Annotated in this window: 17 protein-coding genes; 10 read left to right on the forward strand and 7 right to left on the reverse strand. The window is 44.2% G+C overall.

The window, feature by feature from the left end:
* Positions 1-370: 370 nt before the first annotated feature.
* Positions 371-751 carry a hypothetical protein gene (locus tag J8M00_RS23195; protein ID WP_211012821.1) on the reverse strand — a complete coding sequence of 127 codons (381 nt, stop codon included), beginning with the start codon at positions 749-751 and terminating at the stop codon, positions 371-373.
* Between the two features lie 187 nt (positions 752-938).
* Here J8M00_RS23195 and J8M00_RS23200 point away from each other — a divergent pair, with 187 nt between their 5' ends.
* The 5 genes from J8M00_RS23200 (at position 939) to J8M00_RS23220 (ending at position 5,318) form a co-directional block, all read left to right on the forward strand.
* Entirely contained in the window at positions 939-1,646 is a 708-nt protein-coding gene (locus tag J8M00_RS23200) for a hypothetical protein (RefSeq protein WP_211012822.1), read from the forward strand.
* Between the two features lie 66 nt (positions 1,647-1,712).
* Complete coding sequence (locus J8M00_RS23205; protein WP_211012823.1) at positions 1,713-2,345, forward strand: endonuclease; 633 nt, start codon at positions 1,713-1,715, stop codon at positions 2,343-2,345.
* 187 nt (positions 2,346-2,532) lie between these two features.
* Positions 2,533-4,155, forward strand: a complete 1,623-nt coding sequence (locus J8M00_RS23210) for a S41 family peptidase (RefSeq protein WP_211012824.1) — start codon at positions 2,533-2,535, stop codon at positions 4,153-4,155.
* Positions 4,156-4,539: a hypothetical protein gene (locus tag J8M00_RS23215; protein WP_211012825.1), complete on the forward strand. Its 384-nt coding sequence runs from the start codon at positions 4,156-4,158 to the stop codon at positions 4,537-4,539. It begins immediately after the preceding gene.
* Positions 4,540-4,628: 89 nt separating this feature from the next.
* Complete coding sequence (locus J8M00_RS23220; RefSeq protein ID WP_211012826.1) at positions 4,629-5,318, forward strand: 4'-phosphopantetheinyl transferase family protein; 690 nt, start codon at positions 4,629-4,631, stop codon at positions 5,316-5,318.
* A gap of 60 nt (positions 5,319-5,378) precedes the next feature.
* Here the strand turns inward: J8M00_RS23220 and J8M00_RS23225 are convergent, their stop codons facing one another.
* Together J8M00_RS23225 and J8M00_RS23230 are read right to left on the reverse strand one after the other, a co-directional pair.
* On the reverse strand, positions 5,379-5,576 hold the full coding sequence (locus J8M00_RS23225) for a TonB-dependent receptor (protein ID WP_211012827.1): 198 nt from the start codon (positions 5,574-5,576) through the stop codon (positions 5,379-5,381).
* A 109-nt stretch (positions 5,577-5,685) separates the two neighbouring features.
* On the reverse strand, positions 5,686-7,311 hold the full coding sequence (locus J8M00_RS23230; RefSeq protein ID WP_211012828.1) for a cyclic peptide export ABC transporter: 1,626 nt from the start codon (positions 7,309-7,311) through the stop codon (positions 5,686-5,688).
* Between the two features lie 289 nt (positions 7,312-7,600).
* Here J8M00_RS23230 and J8M00_RS23235 point away from each other — a divergent pair, with 289 nt between their 5' ends.
* The 5 genes from J8M00_RS23235 to dhbA are packed head-to-tail and all read left to right on the forward strand — an operon-like array spanning position 7,601 to position 13,369.
* Positions 7,601-8,806, forward strand: coding sequence for an isochorismate synthase (locus J8M00_RS23235; RefSeq protein WP_211012829.1), 1,206 nt, complete (start codon positions 7,601-7,603; stop codon positions 8,804-8,806).
* Between the two features lie 4 nt (positions 8,807-8,810).
* Positions 8,811-10,409 carry a (2,3-dihydroxybenzoyl)adenylate synthase gene (locus tag J8M00_RS23240; protein ID WP_211012830.1) on the forward strand — a complete coding sequence of 533 codons (1,599 nt, stop codon included), beginning with the start codon at positions 8,811-8,813 and terminating at the stop codon, positions 10,407-10,409.
* A gap of 11 nt (positions 10,410-10,420) precedes the next feature.
* Entirely contained in the window at positions 10,421-11,287 is an 867-nt protein-coding gene (locus J8M00_RS23245; RefSeq protein WP_211012831.1) for an isochorismatase family protein, read from the forward strand.
* Positions 11,287-12,594, forward strand: coding sequence for a condensation domain-containing protein (locus J8M00_RS23250; RefSeq protein WP_211012832.1), 1,308 nt, complete (start codon positions 11,287-11,289; stop codon positions 12,592-12,594). The genes J8M00_RS23245 and J8M00_RS23250 overlap by 1 nt, the downstream gene beginning before the upstream one ends.
* 10 nt (positions 12,595-12,604) lie before the next feature.
* The gene (dhbA, locus tag J8M00_RS23255; RefSeq protein WP_211012833.1) at positions 12,605-13,369 is read left to right on the forward strand and encodes a 2,3-dihydro-2,3-dihydroxybenzoate dehydrogenase; all 765 of its coding nucleotides are present in this window, start codon (positions 12,605-12,607) and stop codon (positions 13,367-13,369) included.
* A 193-nt stretch (positions 13,370-13,562) separates the two neighbouring features.
* Here dhbA and J8M00_RS23260 read toward each other — a convergent pair whose 3' ends face one another.
* From J8M00_RS23260 to J8M00_RS23275, 4 genes are all read right to left on the reverse strand, one after another.
* Complete coding sequence (locus tag J8M00_RS23260; protein WP_211012834.1) at positions 13,563-15,650, reverse strand: TonB-dependent siderophore receptor; 2,088 nt, start codon at positions 15,648-15,650, stop codon at positions 13,563-13,565.
* A gap of 203 nt (positions 15,651-15,853) precedes the next feature.
* Positions 15,854-16,126: a hypothetical protein gene (locus tag J8M00_RS23265; RefSeq protein ID WP_211012835.1), complete on the reverse strand. Its 273-nt coding sequence runs from the start codon at positions 16,124-16,126 to the stop codon at positions 15,854-15,856.
* On the reverse strand, positions 16,126-16,434 hold the full coding sequence (locus tag J8M00_RS23270; protein ID WP_211012836.1) for a hypothetical protein: 309 nt from the start codon (positions 16,432-16,434) through the stop codon (positions 16,126-16,128). The genes J8M00_RS23265 and J8M00_RS23270 overlap by 1 nt, the downstream gene beginning before the upstream one ends.
* Positions 16,418-17,950, reverse strand: a complete 1,533-nt coding sequence (locus J8M00_RS23275; RefSeq protein ID WP_211012837.1) for a PepSY-associated TM helix domain-containing protein — start codon at positions 17,948-17,950, stop codon at positions 16,418-16,420. Before J8M00_RS23275 ends, J8M00_RS23270 begins: the two co-directional genes overlap by 17 nt.
* Positions 17,951-18,020 lie beyond the last annotated feature (70 nt).

Below are 18,020 nucleotides of genomic sequence, written 5' to 3' on the forward strand. Positions count from 1 at the left end.
TCGCATAGCCAAGATAAAACAGCACACTAAATTTATCAAGATATTAATAATGAATTAACATAAAAATTTTCAACTTTTCTCTATCACAATGAAATATATAAATAATATGGGCGTTTCCTAGATTGTAAAACAATCACCATTTACGCAACAATCTATTTTGCTTAAATAATTAACTAGCTTGCAACATGAATAGCATATAACGAAGCAAACAAACCGCTTGCCTATAAAACAAGCAAGAATAGCTTGTTGATATCAGTTGGTAATGTCATTTGCACTAAGGAATTAAAAGGCAGGTAAAATCATGGAAGTATCATTAGGTCGTGTGCTGGCGATAAAGGGCTATATGTATCATAACCCTTTTCTTACAACCCTATTTTTCCGCGGGGTACAGTGTGATCTCTATGCCTGCACCAATCGCAGATATACGCAATAAAGTATCGACATCAATGGCTTGAGAATAACACTTTGGCGTTTCACCTGAGACAAAGCCTATGTCAAACGTACGCTTTTTACATCCTAACCACTGCTTTAGTGCAGTCTTAGAGCATGACTCTATCAACTCACATAGGTGGTTGATGGCTTTGTTGGGGCTGTTGACTTCAGTACTTGATTCAATGCGCGCCAGTTCTCGATAATCGTCTTTATCATAATGAAGTACAATCGCATTACGCTTCAGGTCCTCAACCAAAGCGGAGATATCATGTTTGGATTCTAACTCTAGGTCGACATTTAAAAATTGGATTTCTGACATTGTGAATGCGTTACCTTGCTTTATGATAGGACCGAAGGTCTCAATTGTTTATACACTGTTCACCACTAAAGTGCCACGTAACTAGCTTACGCTATTAAAGTCATACTTTTGGGTGCGACAATTTGTCACTGTGGATTTTACGCCAATTTCAATAAGCTATCAGCAATTTTGATTAAAAAACAGAGCAATGATTAAAACCGCATTAAAACCAGCCAGAAAAATACATAAATACCTTGGTTACTTACTGGCATTGCAACTCTTTGCATGGCTGCTCGGTGGACTTGTTATGAGTGCCATTCCGTTAGAAATGGTCCACGGTAAACACCTGGCTAACCGACAATTAGAGAATCCATTTAACTCCACTCATTACACAGCAAGTTTGGATCAATTAACCCAACAAGTAAGTGGGCTACGCAGCATTGAGTTCAAACATTTTCTCAATACACCCTTGATCAAATTAAGTGGCGATACTGATGCCTATTTTCACGGCGTTACTGGTCAACGGTTTCAAGCGCCAGCTCAAGCTGCCATAGAGCGGCAAGCCAAAGCACATTACCTCGGTGACAGCGAAATTGCCCACGTCACACTCATGGCAACGGGACCCAGAGAAGTACAGTATCGAAAAAATATTTGGCGCGTCATATTTGATGATGCCCTGAGTACCACGGTTTATTTAACCCACGACAGTGGTCATGTGATCACAGTGCGCAGTACGCTTTGGCGCATTTTTGATTTTTTCTGGATGTTACATATTATGGATTATGATGAAAGAGATGATTTTAACAACCCTCTGTTGATATCTTTTTCTGCTACCAGCGTTCTATTCTGTATATCCGGTATCATACTTCTATTTCAATCTCCGCCGTGGCGACGCCGACGAACTCAGTTTAAATAAGCTATTATTAATTACATAAATAGGATAATCTGAGGGCAGTTTCGAAGTTCACCTTAGGTGAGAGACATGCCCTTTGTCCCCGCTGTTATTCTACTGCTTTCCCTTTTTTTTAGCACACTTGCAAACGCGCAGCCATTTACGAGTTTTTATCAGGCAAAAAAGCACTTGTCTCAACAACTCAGTAGATCCGTTAAAACACTTTACTGCGGTTGTGATATAACCCGGCAAGGGAAAAAGCTGGTACCTGATCCGTCTAAATGCGGCTATCAACCGCGAAAGCCCATCACGCGAAGTGGTAAACCAAATAGTCGAGCGACCCGGATAGAGTGGGAGCATATAGTACCAGCATGGGAGTTTGGCCATCAGTTACAATGCTGGCAATCTGGCGGCAGAGCGCATTGCCGTAAAGTCAGTGCCCAGTTTCGGCGCATGGAAGCAGATATTCGAAATCTAGCGCCTGCGATAGGCGAAATAAATGGAGATCGCAGTAACTATCGTTTCGGCATGCTGCCAAACACACCATACAAACATGGCGCATGTGCGGTCAAAATTGATTTTAAACAGCGGGTTATTGAGCCACCTGTATACGCTCGAAAACAAATCGCCGAGGCGTACTTTTACATGCAAAAAACATATGGCTTAAAAATCGCCGAAAAACAGCAGAAGCTGTTCCAAGTTTGGGCTAATTTAAATCAATAAAACTGCCAAATACATGAATTTTTTCATGCCCTGTATAAAAAATGGTAACAGTGGCTAATTTGATTGTAATCTACATCAGCAATTGATAATTTGACTCTAGTATTGATTTTGGACGCACAACTGAAAGCATCACCCATTGATACAGGTCTACTCAATGAGACCATCTGGCAATGCTTAGGAATGGAATATGAGATTGAATAACAAATTGTACCTAGCACTTGGTATGGCATTTACAACTACCTTACTCGCAGGTTGCGGCGGCTCTAGTGGTGGAGCAACTAATGTGACACCGACACCAACTACGCCGGCTGTGCCAAATACAACAGCGCCAACCTGGCAAGCAGGTAGATTTGATTCATCGACTCTATTTGCCAACCGCTGTGCTGAGCCACGCAGTGGTATCGATCCATTCGAGAATGAGGCGTACCCTGATGTTGCCGGTACAGCCATGCATGAGAAAATGTGGTTGCGCTCATTCAGCCACGAAACCTACCTTTGGTATGATGAAATCATCGATAATGACCCCAATGGCTTTGCGACCGTCGCCGCTTATTTTGATCAGTTAAAAACATTTGAAACAACTGACAGTGGTCGAGATAAAGATGAGTTTCACTTCAGTGAAAGCTACGAAGACTTCAAAAAAGAATCACAAGACGGCGTATCTGCTAGTTTTGGTATCAACTGGACTATACCGCAAGCACGTATGGCCTATGTCGGATATATCGATGACAATACGCCAGCCGCCGATGCTGGAGTACAACGAGGTGACAGATTACTCAAAGTCGGCGATATTGACTTTGCGACCTTTAATAGCCGAGATACTGCGCAATACAACCAAGTTCTCACAGCCTTTATACCGCAAAAAGATCAAACCGTAACATTGACGTTGCTAGGTCGTGATGGACAAGAAAAGATCGTATCATTGACCGCAAAAGATTTGGCCCTTGTTCCTGTCAAAAATAGTCAAGTCTTCGAGTTCGAAGGCAAGCAGATCGGCTACGTACAATTTAATCAGTTTGTCGCCAGTGGGCAGGCCGATTTGATTGCGGCATTTAATCAATTTAGCCAAGGTAACGTCGACGAGCTGGTACTCGATATGCGTTACAACGGTGGTGGGCTGGTATTCCAAGCATCTCAGCTCAGTTATATGATTGCCGGAAGCCAATCTAACAATCGTACCTATTCAGTTAAAACACATAATGACAAGCAGAGCAGTAAAAACGAACCGCTCGGATTTGTAAATCAATCGATAAACTGGACTACGCTTGAATACAATGATGATCAACTGCCCTCAGCACAGATGAATCGAGTATATATGTTGACCACAAGTGATACAGCTTCAGCCAGTGAAAGCGTCATCAATGCATTGCGTGGAATAGACGTAGAAGTCATCTTGATTGGTGGCAATACTCGTGGAAAACCATATGGCTTTTTACCTGAGCAAAACTGTGGCACTGTGTACTATACAATTCAAACCAAATCTGCCAATGAAAAGGGGTTTGGTGACTATGAAGACGGGTTTATCGTCACGCCTCAAGCAAACATCATTGGTGAAATTGGCTTAGATGCCAACGTACCAGGCTGTGTGCTCAGCGATGACTTCAGTAAAGAGCTAGGTGACAAAACAGAAGGACTATTTGCAGGTGCATTGCACCATATATCTACTGGCACCTGCCCAGCCAATAGTGTTGCACGACAAGCCCGCGCTGCTCAGACCTTAATGGATACTGGTAATGTCGCACCATTCGATTTGCCTTTCCAGCCTTTAAAACATGGGGCGGTATACACCACTATCACACAAGGTAATTAAATGACCTTTAAGCAAAGTATTTGCACTCTGGCGGCACTCCTTTTGAGTGCCTGCCAGAGCCACAGCCAACCGCAGAGCCAACTCGCTCTGCTGCAAACTGTGACACCCTCGATTGTCGCTGAGATAGGTTCTGCTGTCGTAGCATTAAAAGGGGGGACAGCCCCGACCCTTGCACACAACGTATTTACTCAATCACCTCAGCTAATTTTAACGCAAGGCCAGTCAAATGGCGGGATGGAAAATACGGCCTTATCAGCACTGCCCATTAGTACCTTTGAACTACAGCTACGCTCAAATACCTGTGTGCTCTATTACCCAAAAGCCAATAAATTTGTGCCGCTGCACTACGCCACCTGTACACCCTATATAGATACCAGTAAATAAGAAACAATTTAGGAATGCCACTTAATTACCTAACTTGCATCCATAAAAGGGATAGGACACACTAGGGCGGTTCAGCCAAGGAGTCATATATGCACATCACCCCCGTGTCACCATTTCAGCCGCAACTACCTTATATCTATCGCAGTATGGCATTCAGTCCAGATGTATACCAAGACAGCGATTTTGCGTATTTTAATCAGCCTCTACCAAGCAAACTACAGCGTGCAGTGGCAAAGCGAAAAGCCGAATACCTAGCGGGTCGCGTTTGTGCCGCACAGGCCATGCAACAGTTAGGATTACCCCATCACGTAGTGCAAACTGACGACGACCGCGCGCCAATTTGGCCACAAGGTATTCGGGGCGCTATCACACACAGTAAAGGTATTGCGATGGCAGTAGTTACTGATAATTCAAACGTATTAGGTCTGGGTATCGACATAGAACATTTGATGTCAGACAGGCAAGAATTGGAATTGCGTAGTCAAATTTTAAGAGAGGACGAAGCCGACGCGTTCGAGTCCCTTGGTCAATCTCATCATAGGCCATTGACACTGGTTTTTTCAGCAAAAGAAAGCATATACAAAGCACTCTATGGACAAGTACAAAAGTTCTTTGGCTTTGACGCCGCCAAGTTAATTGGACATGACTCGCAGCAGTTGCACTTCACGCTGACAGCTGACTTACACCCTGATTTAACCAAGGGTACAAAAGTCAGTGTTTTTTACCAGTACAATGATGAAATGGTACTTACTGAGTGTATGCACCAGCAAGCTTCTTAACTCCAAATACAAAAAACGATGCCAAGGGCATCGTTTTTTATTTACGTGGTATTGCGTCCTTTAGAAACAATATTCTAACTGCAATGCCACTTCTCGCTCCTGATCCAGCTCTACATAGTTCCAACGACGGCTGCCTTTTGAATTGAGATAGTCTTTGTCCAATAAGTTGTTCACACTCAAGAACACACCCCAGTTTTCAGGTTGATAGCCAACTCGAGCGTTCACAATAGTGCGGCTTGGGATCTCAAGATAGTCCAATACTCTCTGTTCATGGAGGTCAAGGTATCAGGTGCGGTGCGTGATATTAAATTTTGAAAGTAACAATATGATCGCGCCTGCGATCATATTGTTGAATTAGATGAAAAAATTAAATGGCAAGCTGGTTTGCGAGCCCATTTTTGCGCTCGGTTAGACAACCATTTTCCATTCGTAGTAAACGATCCGCCAGATGGAAGTATTTATCATCATGGGTGATCACAAACACGGTTTTCCCCTTTGCACTCAACTCAGGTAATAGCTCCGTATAAAAGACATCTTTGAATACTGGGTCTTGATCTGCGGCCCATTCATCAAAGATATAAAACGGTCTATCCTCTAGATAAGTCACCACCAATGCCAACCGTTTGCGTTGTCCCTGAGACAGCTTTTGAGTAGTAAACGCACCATCTTTAATCGCCACTTTATGATGCAAATTGAGTTTTTTGATCAATGCATTACCTTTTTCCTGTAGCACTTTATCTTGACAGTCAAGCAACCTATCAAATAGGTGGAAATCACTGAACACCGCACTGAATAACTGACGATAACTGTCAAGGTGTGCCGCGGTAATGTGTTCACCGTCCACATATAAATCACCTTCCTTAGCCGGATACAGTCCACACAACAACTTAGCAAATGTAGTTTTTCCGCTACCATTACCGCCGACTAAATAAATGATCTCGCCCTGTTTAAGGGTTAAATCAATGGGTGTGAGCGCAAATACTTCGTCACTTTGCTCATGATAATAACCATGGCTCAGCGCTTTTAGTTCAATACGTTCAAACTCAGTCCTTTGCGCCTGAGGTTGCTGTGCAATCAAGCGCATTTGAGAGGTCATTTCTGTGATCGTATTGGCTGATGCCTTTGCTGCTGCGGCCTTTGGAATAGCCGCCAACATTACTTCAAGTGGCGTAAGCATATACAAAAATAAAAGTGCAAAACCAGACATCACTTTCGTCGTATCTGCACCTTGACCGGATAGAAAATACAATGCGCCACCAATGAAGGCAAAAATACTAAACCCCCCCCAAGAGGCAGCATAGTGATAAATGGTTGCACCTTGTACGCGACGGGTACGTAGCAAAGTAATCGTGTCACCAATGACTTGTTCAACAAAAATACGGCGCTTGGATTTATGTAATTTCAGTTCTTTAGCACCATCGTATATAGCATCAAATTGATCGTATAAAGAGTCTTGAACTTTGGCCGCTTCTGTCACCTTTTTAAATGCCGTGGCGTTGGCCAAACTATACCCCACAGAGCCTACCAATAAAGTCAGTACCGCAAAAATAAACACTCGCCAGTCCAGCCAAGCCATATATGCAAAGCTGCCAAGTACTATCATTGCATTGGTCAAGATCCCCGGTAGGCGTTGAAAAAACTCAGACACTCGTAGACTGTGCTCAGTTAAACAAGATTTAATTTTTCCAGCCCCTTGCGCTTCGACATCATCAAACTCAGCATTAACAACATGTTCAGCGACTTGACTACGCACAGTCGCCTGACTTTGCTCAGTTAGCTGTTCAGCAAAAACTTTTGAGCATAACTGCAAAATGACACCTGAAACTGCCAACACGGCAAAATAAGTAAATTGCTCAGACCGCGCATCTGGCGAACTGTTAATGATTTCATTGATCAGTGCAACTAAGGCCACACTGGCTAGGCCAAATAAGGTACTAGTGATGGCTGTTGCAAGAAATCGCCACCATGTGGCGCGGATTAGATTAGCGAGCACGTTACTTCTCTTTTTGTTAATTCAAATTTAGGACTAGATATAGGACGAGAATGCCCACAAAAAATTCACTATTTAAAATGCAAGCAGATGTCTTTCTGAGCCGAGTCACACCACCGACACCTAGCCAGTAATAGCTCATCGAGCTCCGTATTCCCCCGCTTTGCAACTGAGTTAAAAATATCATTGCATAGAACACTAAATCTTTTCGTGATTGACACGTCTTTAACACACATTCACGGCTGACCGACGATTTGGCAGCAGTTAAGTGACAACGCAAAAAGGTTAAATTATGCATGCTGGCGAAATATCTAACTTAGCGCAGGCTCAGTCTTTAGGTGAGTTTCTATTAGATCAAGATTGTCTTTTCGTGTCTGGTGACAGCTGTTTATTGGGGCAAGGGGTCAAACACAGGTTTAAATTGCCCATTGCCAATACTGACTACCTAGTGAGCGAGCTGCAAACACAGTTGCGCAATCACCAAGGAGAAAATGACAATACCATCGCTTTTGGTGTACTGCCTTTTTGCAAATATGAAATGGCGCAATTTATCATCCCTGAGCAGGTCGCTCGGTGGGACAAAAAGGTCTTTAGTCAGTGGCTCAATACCCAAATCACAGAGGGAAGCCATACCGAAAACCCGCTCAAAGCAGTTAACTACTTACAAGACAGAGTACATTTTGAGCATACAGTGCAGCAAGCCAAAGAGCTGTTCGACAAAGCGCTGCTAGACAAAATCGTACTCAGCAAGCAGGTGGAGCTAGAGTTTGAACACGCAATCAATCGCAAGCATGTGCTAAATCAACTACTCACGCAGAGTCAGTCGGGGTATCACTTCGCATTTCCGACCGAAAGCGAGTCTGTGTTAATGGGCGTTAGCCCCGAATTATTGCTGCGAAAAGAAGGTGAAACAGTCACCAGTAACCCGTTAGCGGGGTCGATCCCAAGAGATCCCTGTAGCAAGGTTGAGGCGCAGCACCGTGCGGCATTATTCAGTTCAAAAAAAGACAGATACGAACATGCCGTAGTGATTGACGATATGCGTCAACTGCTCGAACCTGTATGCGACAACCTCGCCATTCCTGCTGAGCCATCACTATTACATACTGCCACCATGTGGCATCTGTCTACTGTGATCTCAGGTCACTTGAAAGATCCGAGCACCCATATTTTGGCATTGGCCAATCAACTTCACCCGACACCGGCATTATGCGGCAAACCAACCAAGCCTGCATATCAACATATCTTGGATCTAGAAGGCCATGGCCGCGATCTATTTTCCGGGATCATCGGCTGGTGTGATCAACAAGGCAACGGTGAGTGGGTAGTCGTGATCCGATGTGGAGAACTCAAAGCACACGTTGCTAAGTTATTTGCCGGTGCGGGGATCGTCGCCGCTTCAGACCCCAGCTCTGAATGGTTAGAAACCGAAGCCAAACTCAAAACCATGCTGAACGCACTCTCAGTCCAGCAAGCTTATACTCAGTTTAATAAGTAACATTATGCGTATCGAATATACTCCTTGGCCAGCTGAGCTGGCCGAACAATACCGCGCCAAGGGTTATTGGCAAGATAAGCCTCTGACGAGCATTTTGTCTGAGCAACTCAATACCAATAGCCAAGGCATTGCCGTCGCTGATGGGCAACGTCAGCTAAGCTATGCTGAGCTAAATACTTATAGTGACAACCTTGCTGGTTACCTCAACCAACAAGGCCTGCAACAAGGCGACACCGCCATTGTGCAATTGCCAAACTGCCTCGAGTTTTACATCACTTATTTTGCTCTGTTAAAGCTGGGCGTCGCACCTGTTTGTGCACTATTCAACCATCAGCGCACTGAACTGCAAAGTTACTGTGAGATCTTGCAACCCAAAGCCATGATCGTTTCTTCCGCGCACGCTTTATTCACGGATGAACAATTTACTCAAGCGTTGTTTAATCGCTTCGGCTGTTTAAACAACATCATCATAGATCACAGTAAAGGCAATAGTGAATTAAAACAGGGCTATCTCAATAAACACGCTTTTACAGCACCAGATCTCAACCCTGAAGAAGTCGCTTTTTTTCAACTTTCAGGCGGCAGTACAGGTACACCCAAGCTGATCCCGCGTACACATAACGACTACCTCTATTCAGTGGTTGCAAGTAAAGACATCTGTGAACTCGATGGTGATACACGCTACTTGTGTGCCCTGCCTGCACCTCATAACTTCCCTTTGAGTTCACCAGGCGCACTGGGCGTATTTATTGCGGGTGGTACCGTGATCTTAGCCAGTGATCCCAGTCCTGCGGTGTGTTTTGGCCTAATTGAGCACTATGCCATTACTCATACGGCACTTGTGCCGCCAGCGCTGCAATTGTGGTTACAGCATGCGCCTGCTAGTCAACATGATCTAAATAGCTTGCAAGTGATCCAAGTAGGCGGTGCAAAGCTCAGCCGCAGTGTTGCTGAGCAGGTGACACCGGTTTTAGGCTGTCAGTTACAGCAAGTTTTTGGCATGGCCGAGGGCCTCGTTAATTACACCCGCTACAACGATGATCCCGAGCTAATTCTCACGACACAAGGCCGACCTATCAGCGAACTTGATGAGATTAAAATTGTTGATGAACACGGACAAGAGGTTGCACAAGGAGAGTCAGGCCGCCTAATGACGCGTGGTCCCTATACTTTCCGAGGTTATTATAAGTCGCCAACTCACAACGCCTCAGCATTCGACGATGCTGGATTTTACAGCTCAGGTGACATTGTTAAGCAATTGCCCTCAGGGCATTTAGTCGTTGAAGGGCGAGATAAAGATCAAATTAACCGCGGTGGTGAGAAGATCGCCGCTGAAGAAGTTGAGAACCATTTACTTGGCCACGAACACATTCAACAAGTCGCAATTGTCTCTATGCCTGATGACACATTAGGTGAAAAGAGTTGTGCATTTGTCGTGGCAGATCAGGATATTAAACTGACTACCCTGATCTTACGAAAATACCTACGTCAGCTTGGTATTGCCGACTATAAAGTGCCCGATAAATTTAAATTTGTAACCCAACTACCGTTAACCGCCGTAGGCAAAGTCGATAAAAAAGCCTTGCGTGCCACGTTCGAATAACAGAGAAAACCATGAGCATTCCAAAGTTAAACCACTATCCGTTACCACGCGACGCTGAGCTGCCAGAAAACCGAGTTGATTGGCAACTTGATTCAAACCGCGCCGCTTTGTTGATCCATGATGTACAACATTACTTTGTTGGTTTTTATGGCGAAGATAACCCGTTGATCAATTCAATGATCCGAAATATCCAAGCGCTAAAAGCTTACTGTTATGAACACAATATCCCTGTTTATTACACCGCACAGCCAATCAAACAAGGCAAACATGAACGCGGCCTGCTCTCTGATATGTGGGGTCCTGGATTACAAGATCCAGCACAACAGCCGATCGTTGACGCACTGGCGCCGACTGACAAAGATGTGGTTTTAACTAAGTGGCGCTATAGTGCATTTCAAAAGTGCGATTTCGAGCAGCAACTTCGTGAACAACAGCGAGATCAGCTGGTGATTGTTGGGATCTATGGTCATATCGGCGTGATGACCACTGCAGTCGATGCCTTTATGCGTGACATAGAACCATTTTTGGTCGCCGATGCCATTGCGGACTTTAGCAAAGAAGAGCATATGATGGCGCTCAACTTTGTTGCCAAACGCTGTGGTAAAGTAGTTTCAATGTCAGAGATCCTTGGCACACAAACTCAAGATCTAACCTCTTTTGCAGGGCTCAAGGCACACATATTGACGCTGATCGAGTGTGAAGAGGAGGAGTTTGACGAACACGAAAGCTTGATCGATTACGGCTTAGATTCTGTCCAAGTGATGAACTTGATCTCCCTCTGGCAACAGCAAGGGATCGAAACCAACTTTATCGAGCTAGCTCAGATCCCGACGCTTGCAGCTTGGGTAGAATTACTTGAAGAGCGTAAGGAAGACTAATGACTCTGCCACTAACTGATTCGCAGCACGCCATGTGGTTGCTGCATACCATCAGTGGTCGAGGTGAGCTATTCAATGTTGCCGAGTGCCTAGAATTTAAAGGTAAAATTTCGGCAAGTTGGCTGCAACAATCGTTGCAGCACGTATGGCAGGCAAGCGATATGCTTGCTTGTCGCTTTATCAGCGATGACAACTATACTCCTAAGCTCCATACCGACAGCACTGTTGTAAAAATTCTTGTTCAAGATCTCGAGCAAGATCCAGAAAATGTACTGGCGTTTGCACAAAACTTTGCCAAGCCCTATTTAGCAAAACCATTTGATTTCAATACAGAAGCACTCATGAAGTTGTTTCTGCTGCGTGGCCCAGAACAAGATTACCTCATCATTGTCGCTCATCACCTATTATTGGATGGCTATGGGTTTGGTTTGTTCTCGCAATCACTCAACCGCTGTTACAACGCCTTAAGTAAAGGCAAATCGTTACCTAAATTACGCTTTACACAGCAACAGCAGCTCCTTGAATTGCATCAAAGCGACGACTACCTTGCACAGCAGAAAAAAGCACAAACCACATTAAATCAATGGCTTGATGATATACCTAAGGCCCTCACCTACAGCACTTCCAAAGCCGATGTCTCTGAGCCAAATCACCGCCTCACCACGACTTTTTCGCAGTCAGTGTGGCACACCATTCAATCTGCCGCCCAAGTAACGCACACCACCAGCAGTGAGATTTTACTCGCCGCCATTGCTGCAACCTTGGTTGCACAGCATCAGCAATACCATGTGACGCTCGGATTGGTCATGATGAATCGCCAAGCAATGCCCGAGCTAAACAGTCCCTGCGTGCAAAGCAATGTGTTGCCTCTACCGCTGCAATTGGATGAGGATGCTGACTTAAGCACGGTGGCTATACTCATTAACCAACAGATCAAAGCATTGAAGCAAGTGCAAAGCTATCGGGTTGAATCACTCAAGCGCGACCGTCAGAAGCAAGGTAAGTCCCTATCGATCATCGGACCCACGATTAACTTATTGCCTTTTGCCAGCAGCCCGAAATATGCAGGGGTTGACACGTGCAGCCATATTTTAAGCGCAGGTACCACCGATGACATTATGTTGCAAATTCACCTCCTCGGCGATGCGCCCGCTACCATAGACTTTGACAGCAATACCGCGCGTTATGACATAGCGGCAGTAGAGTCAATTCAAGAGCGCATATTTAGTGCCGCAAAATTGTGGGCAACTCAGCCTAAATTATCTCTAAAATCGCTCTGCGAGCAACTTTGTCAGAACACGGTATAAGGCGCTATTTATGGATTATCAACAGTCATTATCCCGTGAATATGATCAGCAAATCGTCTGGGTAACAGGTGCAGGGCAAGGCATTGGATTGGCAGTCGCAGAACAATTTGCAGCCTTGGGGGCAAAAGTGATTGGCTTTGACCGCCAATTTACCGATACCAGCATGCTCTATAAGCACGTCGTGTGTGATTTATCACACCCTGAGCAACTCATGCCAGTACTTAACGAGCTGATCCAACATGGGCTTGCACCCTATAACCTAATCTACGTCGCCGGCGTATTGGAAATGGGGGAACTAGATACACTCGACTTCCAGCAGTGGCAACATTGCCACAACGTCAATGCAGCCAGTCTGTTTGTATTTATTCAGCAGTGCGGTGCACACTTCAAGCAAGTTGGTCGCGGCAGCCTAGTCACGGTTGGCTCCAATGCAGCCAGTACACCACGTCAGCAAATGGCCGCCTACTGCGCTTCTAAAGCTGCTGCAACGCAGCTTACGCTCACCGCAGGAATTGAGTGGGCAAATTACGGTATCCGCTGTAACGTCATCGCGCCCGGCTCTACTTTGACTCCGATGCAAACTGGCATGTGGCAAGATGATCAAGGTGCACAGCGCGTGATAGACGGATTTTCAGAGCAATATAAATTGGGGATTCCACTGAGAAAGATTGCCACCCCAGAGGAGGTCGCCAGCAGTGTCGTATTCCTCGCCTCTAACGTATCTTCGCACACCACAATGCAGGTTCTTACCATTGATGGTGGCGCCACTTTTTGACCACACTAACCAAAGCCACCTCCCCTTAGCGGGTGGCTTTTTTCTCATTTATCTTGCTAACTAGCTTTAATCTCTAATTACGCTCAAAACACTTTGCATCAGGCTTCTGTAGTCCACAAAAAAGCCCCACATTTGTGAGGCTTTGTGCTGCGAATATACACATAAAGTGCCCGAGAGCACTTCATATCGCGTATTAGAACGTATAAGTCACTTGCGCAGAGAAATTGCGAGGGTCGCCTGGGCGAACTGAAATAAAGGCAATTTTCGCATCGTATTCTTTGTCAAACAGGTTATGAATATTGAATTTAGCACTCAATGATTCATTAAACTCATAATAGGCCGAGAAGCCAGCCAGAACATGCGAATCTACCGGTACGTATTCGTACGGACCTAAACCAATAAAGCCCTCACGCTCACCAGCATAATTGATGTAGCCACCTACTCTCAGATTATCAAACTCATAAAAAGTACTGAAACTTGCGATTTTGTCAGGTACGACACGTGATACACGACCCGCTAGTTCATTCGGATTCGTTACATCGGTGTCAGAGAATGATAAAGATGCGAACCACTGATCAGTAACATAGCCAGACACTTCAACTTCATAACCTTCAGATTCAATGCCACTTTGACCAATATAGTACACATTGCCATCAGAGTGCTTGCCAGCAACAACACCATAATTTTCTTGAGTAATATTGAAATAAGCTAAATCCAAGCTCAACGTATTATCAGTATTAGAATATCTAAAGCCTATTTCTTTGTTCTCACCTCTGAGCGGATCTAACAAAGCACCTTCTTTATTATACTGTTGAGGTTGGTCAAAAATATCTGTATAGCTTGCATAAACAACTGTTTGCTCGTTTATCTTATATACACCGCCATAGTATAAGCTTGTATCAGAGAACGTTTCGTCTGTAACTGTACCGTTATTAGAACTGTATGAATCAATATCTTTGCGATTTGCACCCAACAGCATGTTGAAGTTATCTAGCAATTGAAGATTAAGTGCAACACGCGCGCTTTGTGAACCAATCTCAGCGCTGCGCACTTGCGGCTGTGCATAGTTATAATCAGGCTTTGCCGGTTTTGGCTCTGGCGATTCACTTCTATGCTCAGCGGCTAAATTTCCAGTCACTCTAGAAAGCGGTCTGAACGTATGACCCAATTCTTCAAAGTTGGTATCCGCTAGGGTAAAGTTAACTGTATGAGTTTGGCCAAATAAATCAAACTGACCATTCACACCAAGCTCTGCACGGTCTGTTTCAAAATCAGAATCAGTTTCGTAGGTAAATAGTGCATAATCACCAGTAGGAGCTGGGTGCCAATCTAGGCCAGCGTACACTTTCTGTTCATCGAGATTTGAATGGTGCAACTTAGCCACGACAGACCAATCATCATTTACTTCATATCGCAGTTCACCCGTTAGGTTTTCTTGTGTTGAGTCTTGGGTGCCCCAATCAGGGTAAATGTTGGCTTCAATACCAATTTGAATAGGGTCGCCATTAGCAAATTGCAGTGGCAAACCATCTGATTTAGCACTTTGACCATCATCTTGATAACTTGCAAAAACAGATACTTGTAACGCATCGGTGATATCTGCACTTAGTGTTGTATAGAAGGTCTTGCGGTCGGCATTGTAGCGATCAACAAATGAGTCCGTATCTTCTAATGCAACAACGGCACGCGCACGCACTGAGCCACTGTCAGTCAATGTGGTATTAAAATCCGCCTCAGTTCGCATCTTATCCCATGAACCATACTCTGCTGTAACATAACCACCGGTGCCATTATATGCACGCTTTTGAACTAGGTTAACAGTACCAGAAGGTTGACCAACTTCTTGTAGCATACCTGTTGAACCGCGGATCACTTCCACCGTTTCAAATATACTGGTATCTAACAGAGTTGCTTGTAGAGGACGAGCAGCAGTGCCCATACCATCGATCAAGAAGCGATTCATTTCGAAACCACGAGCGAAGACAAAGCGCTCACGGCTATCTAATGACGTCTCTGAGTATACACCGGCACTGTGAGTAAGAGCGTCGCCAATAGAGTTAATATCATGAAAATCCATGAACTCACGGTCAATCACGGAGATTGACTGCGGCGTATCGCCGATTGCAAGTGGCAGTCCAGTTGCCCCTACATCGCGGTGGTGTTTACCAACCACCTCAATTCGTTCCATATCTAATTTAGCATCGTCTGCTAATACTACTGAAGAACTACTTGCTAGTAGTCCAATACACACCGCTTTTGCAATCATAGAATATTGCTTCATACGCCGTTTGACTCCCTTATCCTAGTCGAGATAAAAAATGCTGATTTACTCAAGGGCAGACGAAGCAATACTAAAAAAATTTAGCGAGTTTGTGTCATTTATTATTACAAAAATACCGTTCACACAATAAGTGCATAAATATCAATTATTTACAGTTTTTAAATATTTATGACAATATTTATATTGCTGATATTTATCAGAATTTAGCGAATTAAGTTTATGCTAAATAATAAAATAAACAGCCCAACCATGGGCGTTAAATACTTGGCAGTAAGCAGACAGATAGCCCTGTAATTAGCTTGCATTGAAAAGTGAAATGCCACACCTGCAATCACGATAATACTCATTAGTTCAGTGACCGTGATCACGGTATGAAAATCCAAACCAAATAAATCTAGGCTCAACCATATCCCGCCGCGTACCAGTAGCCAGCCAACACATAGTCCAAATAAAACAGCAACATTTAATACTCGCATCACATTACTCCACCAAAAGCAGCTAAAATGAGTAATATCAGTATTGGGGCTGTACCGCGGTGATGGCCCACCATTACCACTAAAGGCAAACCAATGCTCAACGCAAAAAACACCAAAAATAGTGCTGCGATCAGACCTAATTCAACGTAATAAAAAATACCCAGCGCAATGACACTCATTGTTAAAATACGCGAAGACCTTACATAGTCGGAAATCTGTACAATTCCGGCTGTTTTGCCATAAGGCCAATACTTAGAATTCGCAAACAGCACCAACCCTATCAGTAAAAAACTAAGCAAGGCGATCATTAGCAGGCTCCAAGTCAATTGTGCGTTTTTTCACTTTGTCTGTGACTCGCACCACAATCGTTGCTAATCCAAAGCTCAAACCGGACAGCGCAATAAATGCGATATTCGCGGTGAGCAAATCTTTATGAACAAAGCTATAAATCTCGTGCCCTAGCAGCAGGCGTATCACATCAATACAAGGTAAGATTAAAAACAACACACCGGCTATCTGTAATACCATATGGGCAGACTCTTTTGCCTGCTTAAAGTAACACGTCAATAAACCGCAGCCGAGCAAGCTGACAATCACAATCAACTGATTTGCCAGCACAGTTAACGGCTCGCCTTGGCTAAATAGTCGAGTACAAACCAAGAGTAATGCAATTGCTAGTAATGCACCGCAGGTCCCTGCTTCTAGGCAAGCGCGCTGTAATCGAAATAAACCTTGTCCAGCACGTTTGGGCTCTCTAATGGCCAACCAGTACAAATTACCAATTAGCATGGCTGCAATCGCCATCAAAGACAGAATGAAATACAGCAAGTGTGAGGACTTGCCGAGTAAATGTCCTTCATGCAACTGAATCATGATGTTATAGACATCATTGACAGGTGATCGATATGGTTCATAAAGTAAGTTGCCATGCACATCATAAAAGGCAGTGACAAACTCAAAACTGCGATCTGATTCGCCGCTAACACGCAATCGGATCCAAGGACCAGGGTAAATATCAAAGCGTGCAATCCGCATGTCAGGATATGCCTGTTGATAGTCAGAGATCACTTGATTGATACGCTCTGCGCTCAGTTTAGCATCCATATCATAATTGTCCGGTTTACGTGGAAAGCCCAATTCATCCCAATAGTTTTCACCGCTTTTATCAGCATATTTATGATATATCGGCGCATTTATCTCATAACCGACATTAAATAAGGCGCTGCTCCATCCGTACATCAACATAAACAGCAGCACACCCAGGCCTAATAACACATGGCTGTCTTTAAACACATCGCGAGATTTCCCATTGGCGCGATATTGATGAAACTTCTTTACCAAATCACGCCAGCGGATCCAAATGCCGCTAATGGTTACCATAATCAAGAAAATACAGGCTAACGCTATGATATCTGTGCCAATATGCGTCATAAAATTAATATGCCAAAAATACAGAAAATCTGCCGCAGCTTGCTGTTGCGCACTGTCTTGACCAAAAAGCTGTTGAGTTTGATTGTTATAGAGCAGACGATCGTCGTGGCCAATGTAAATTTGAAATAAGTGATGGTGCTGAGGGTCGGTTGTTAAGGTAATCCGTTGCTCGGCAAAACTAGGAATTTTTGCCATCATATCAGTGACTGCGCTTTGCCAAGACATATCACGCTCAACGTGTTGATCTTGATGCCATGCAAATTGCCAGTTTAACAATTGCCCTCGGAAAAAAAGTAAGCTACCACAGACAAAAATAATAGTGAGAATACAGGCGCTGATTGCCCCTAAAACGGAATGCTGTTTGGTTAGCCGGGTTAGCGTTTTTTTATCCATAAACTCCCTCCTGTTTATTTCAGGCTGTCCACTTAAATTCGGTTTTTGACAGCCAAAACCACACCATCAG

The sequence above is a fragment of the Pseudoalteromonas luteoviolacea genome, assembly GCF_018100925.1.
Taxonomy (GTDB): Bacteria; Pseudomonadota; Gammaproteobacteria; order Enterobacterales; family Alteromonadaceae; genus Pseudoalteromonas; species Pseudoalteromonas obscura.

Bases quoted from the DNA above. Each gene is read 5' to 3' on its own strand.
- J8M00_RS23215 (WP_211012825.1), top strand. From the start codon at position 4,156: ATGACCTTTAAGCAAAGTATTTGCACTCTGGCGGCACTCCTTTTGAGT.
- J8M00_RS23195 (WP_211012821.1), bottom strand. From the start codon at position 751: ATGTCAGAAATCCAATTTTTAAATGTCGACCTAGAGTTAGAATCCAAA.
- dhbA (WP_211012833.1), top strand. From the start codon at position 12,605: ATGGATTATCAACAGTCATTATCCCGTGAATATGATCAGCAAATCGTC.
- J8M00_RS23240 (WP_211012830.1), top strand. From the start codon at position 8,811: ATGCGTATCGAATATACTCCTTGGCCAGCTGAGCTGGCCGAACAATAC.
- J8M00_RS23250 (WP_211012832.1), top strand. From the start codon at position 11,287: ATGACTCTGCCACTAACTGATTCGCAGCACGCCATGTGGTTGCTGCAT.
- J8M00_RS23260 (WP_211012834.1), bottom strand. From the start codon at position 15,650: ATGAAGCAATATTCTATGATTGCAAAAGCGGTGTGTATTGGACTACTA.
- J8M00_RS23270 (WP_211012836.1), bottom strand. From the start codon at position 16,434: ATGATCGCCTTGCTTAGTTTTTTACTGATAGGGTTGGTGCTGTTTGCG.
- J8M00_RS23235 (WP_211012829.1), top strand. From the start codon at position 7,601: ATGCATGCTGGCGAAATATCTAACTTAGCGCAGGCTCAGTCTTTAGGT.
- J8M00_RS23245 (WP_211012831.1), top strand. From the start codon at position 10,421: ATGAGCATTCCAAAGTTAAACCACTATCCGTTACCACGCGACGCTGAG.
- J8M00_RS23200 (WP_211012822.1), top strand. From the start codon at position 939: ATGATTAAAACCGCATTAAAACCAGCCAGAAAAATACATAAATACCTT.
- J8M00_RS23210 (WP_211012824.1), top strand. From the start codon at position 2,533: ATGAGATTGAATAACAAATTGTACCTAGCACTTGGTATGGCATTTACA.
- J8M00_RS23220 (WP_211012826.1), top strand. From the start codon at position 4,629: ATGCACATCACCCCCGTGTCACCATTTCAGCCGCAACTACCTTATATC.
- J8M00_RS23205 (WP_211012823.1), top strand. From the start codon at position 1,713: ATGCCCTTTGTCCCCGCTGTTATTCTACTGCTTTCCCTTTTTTTTAGC.
- J8M00_RS23265 (WP_211012835.1), bottom strand. From the start codon at position 16,126: ATGCGAGTATTAAATGTTGCTGTTTTATTTGGACTATGTGTTGGCTGG.
- J8M00_RS23275 (WP_211012837.1), bottom strand. From the start codon at position 17,950: ATGGATAAAAAAACGCTAACCCGGCTAACCAAACAGCATTCCGTTTTA.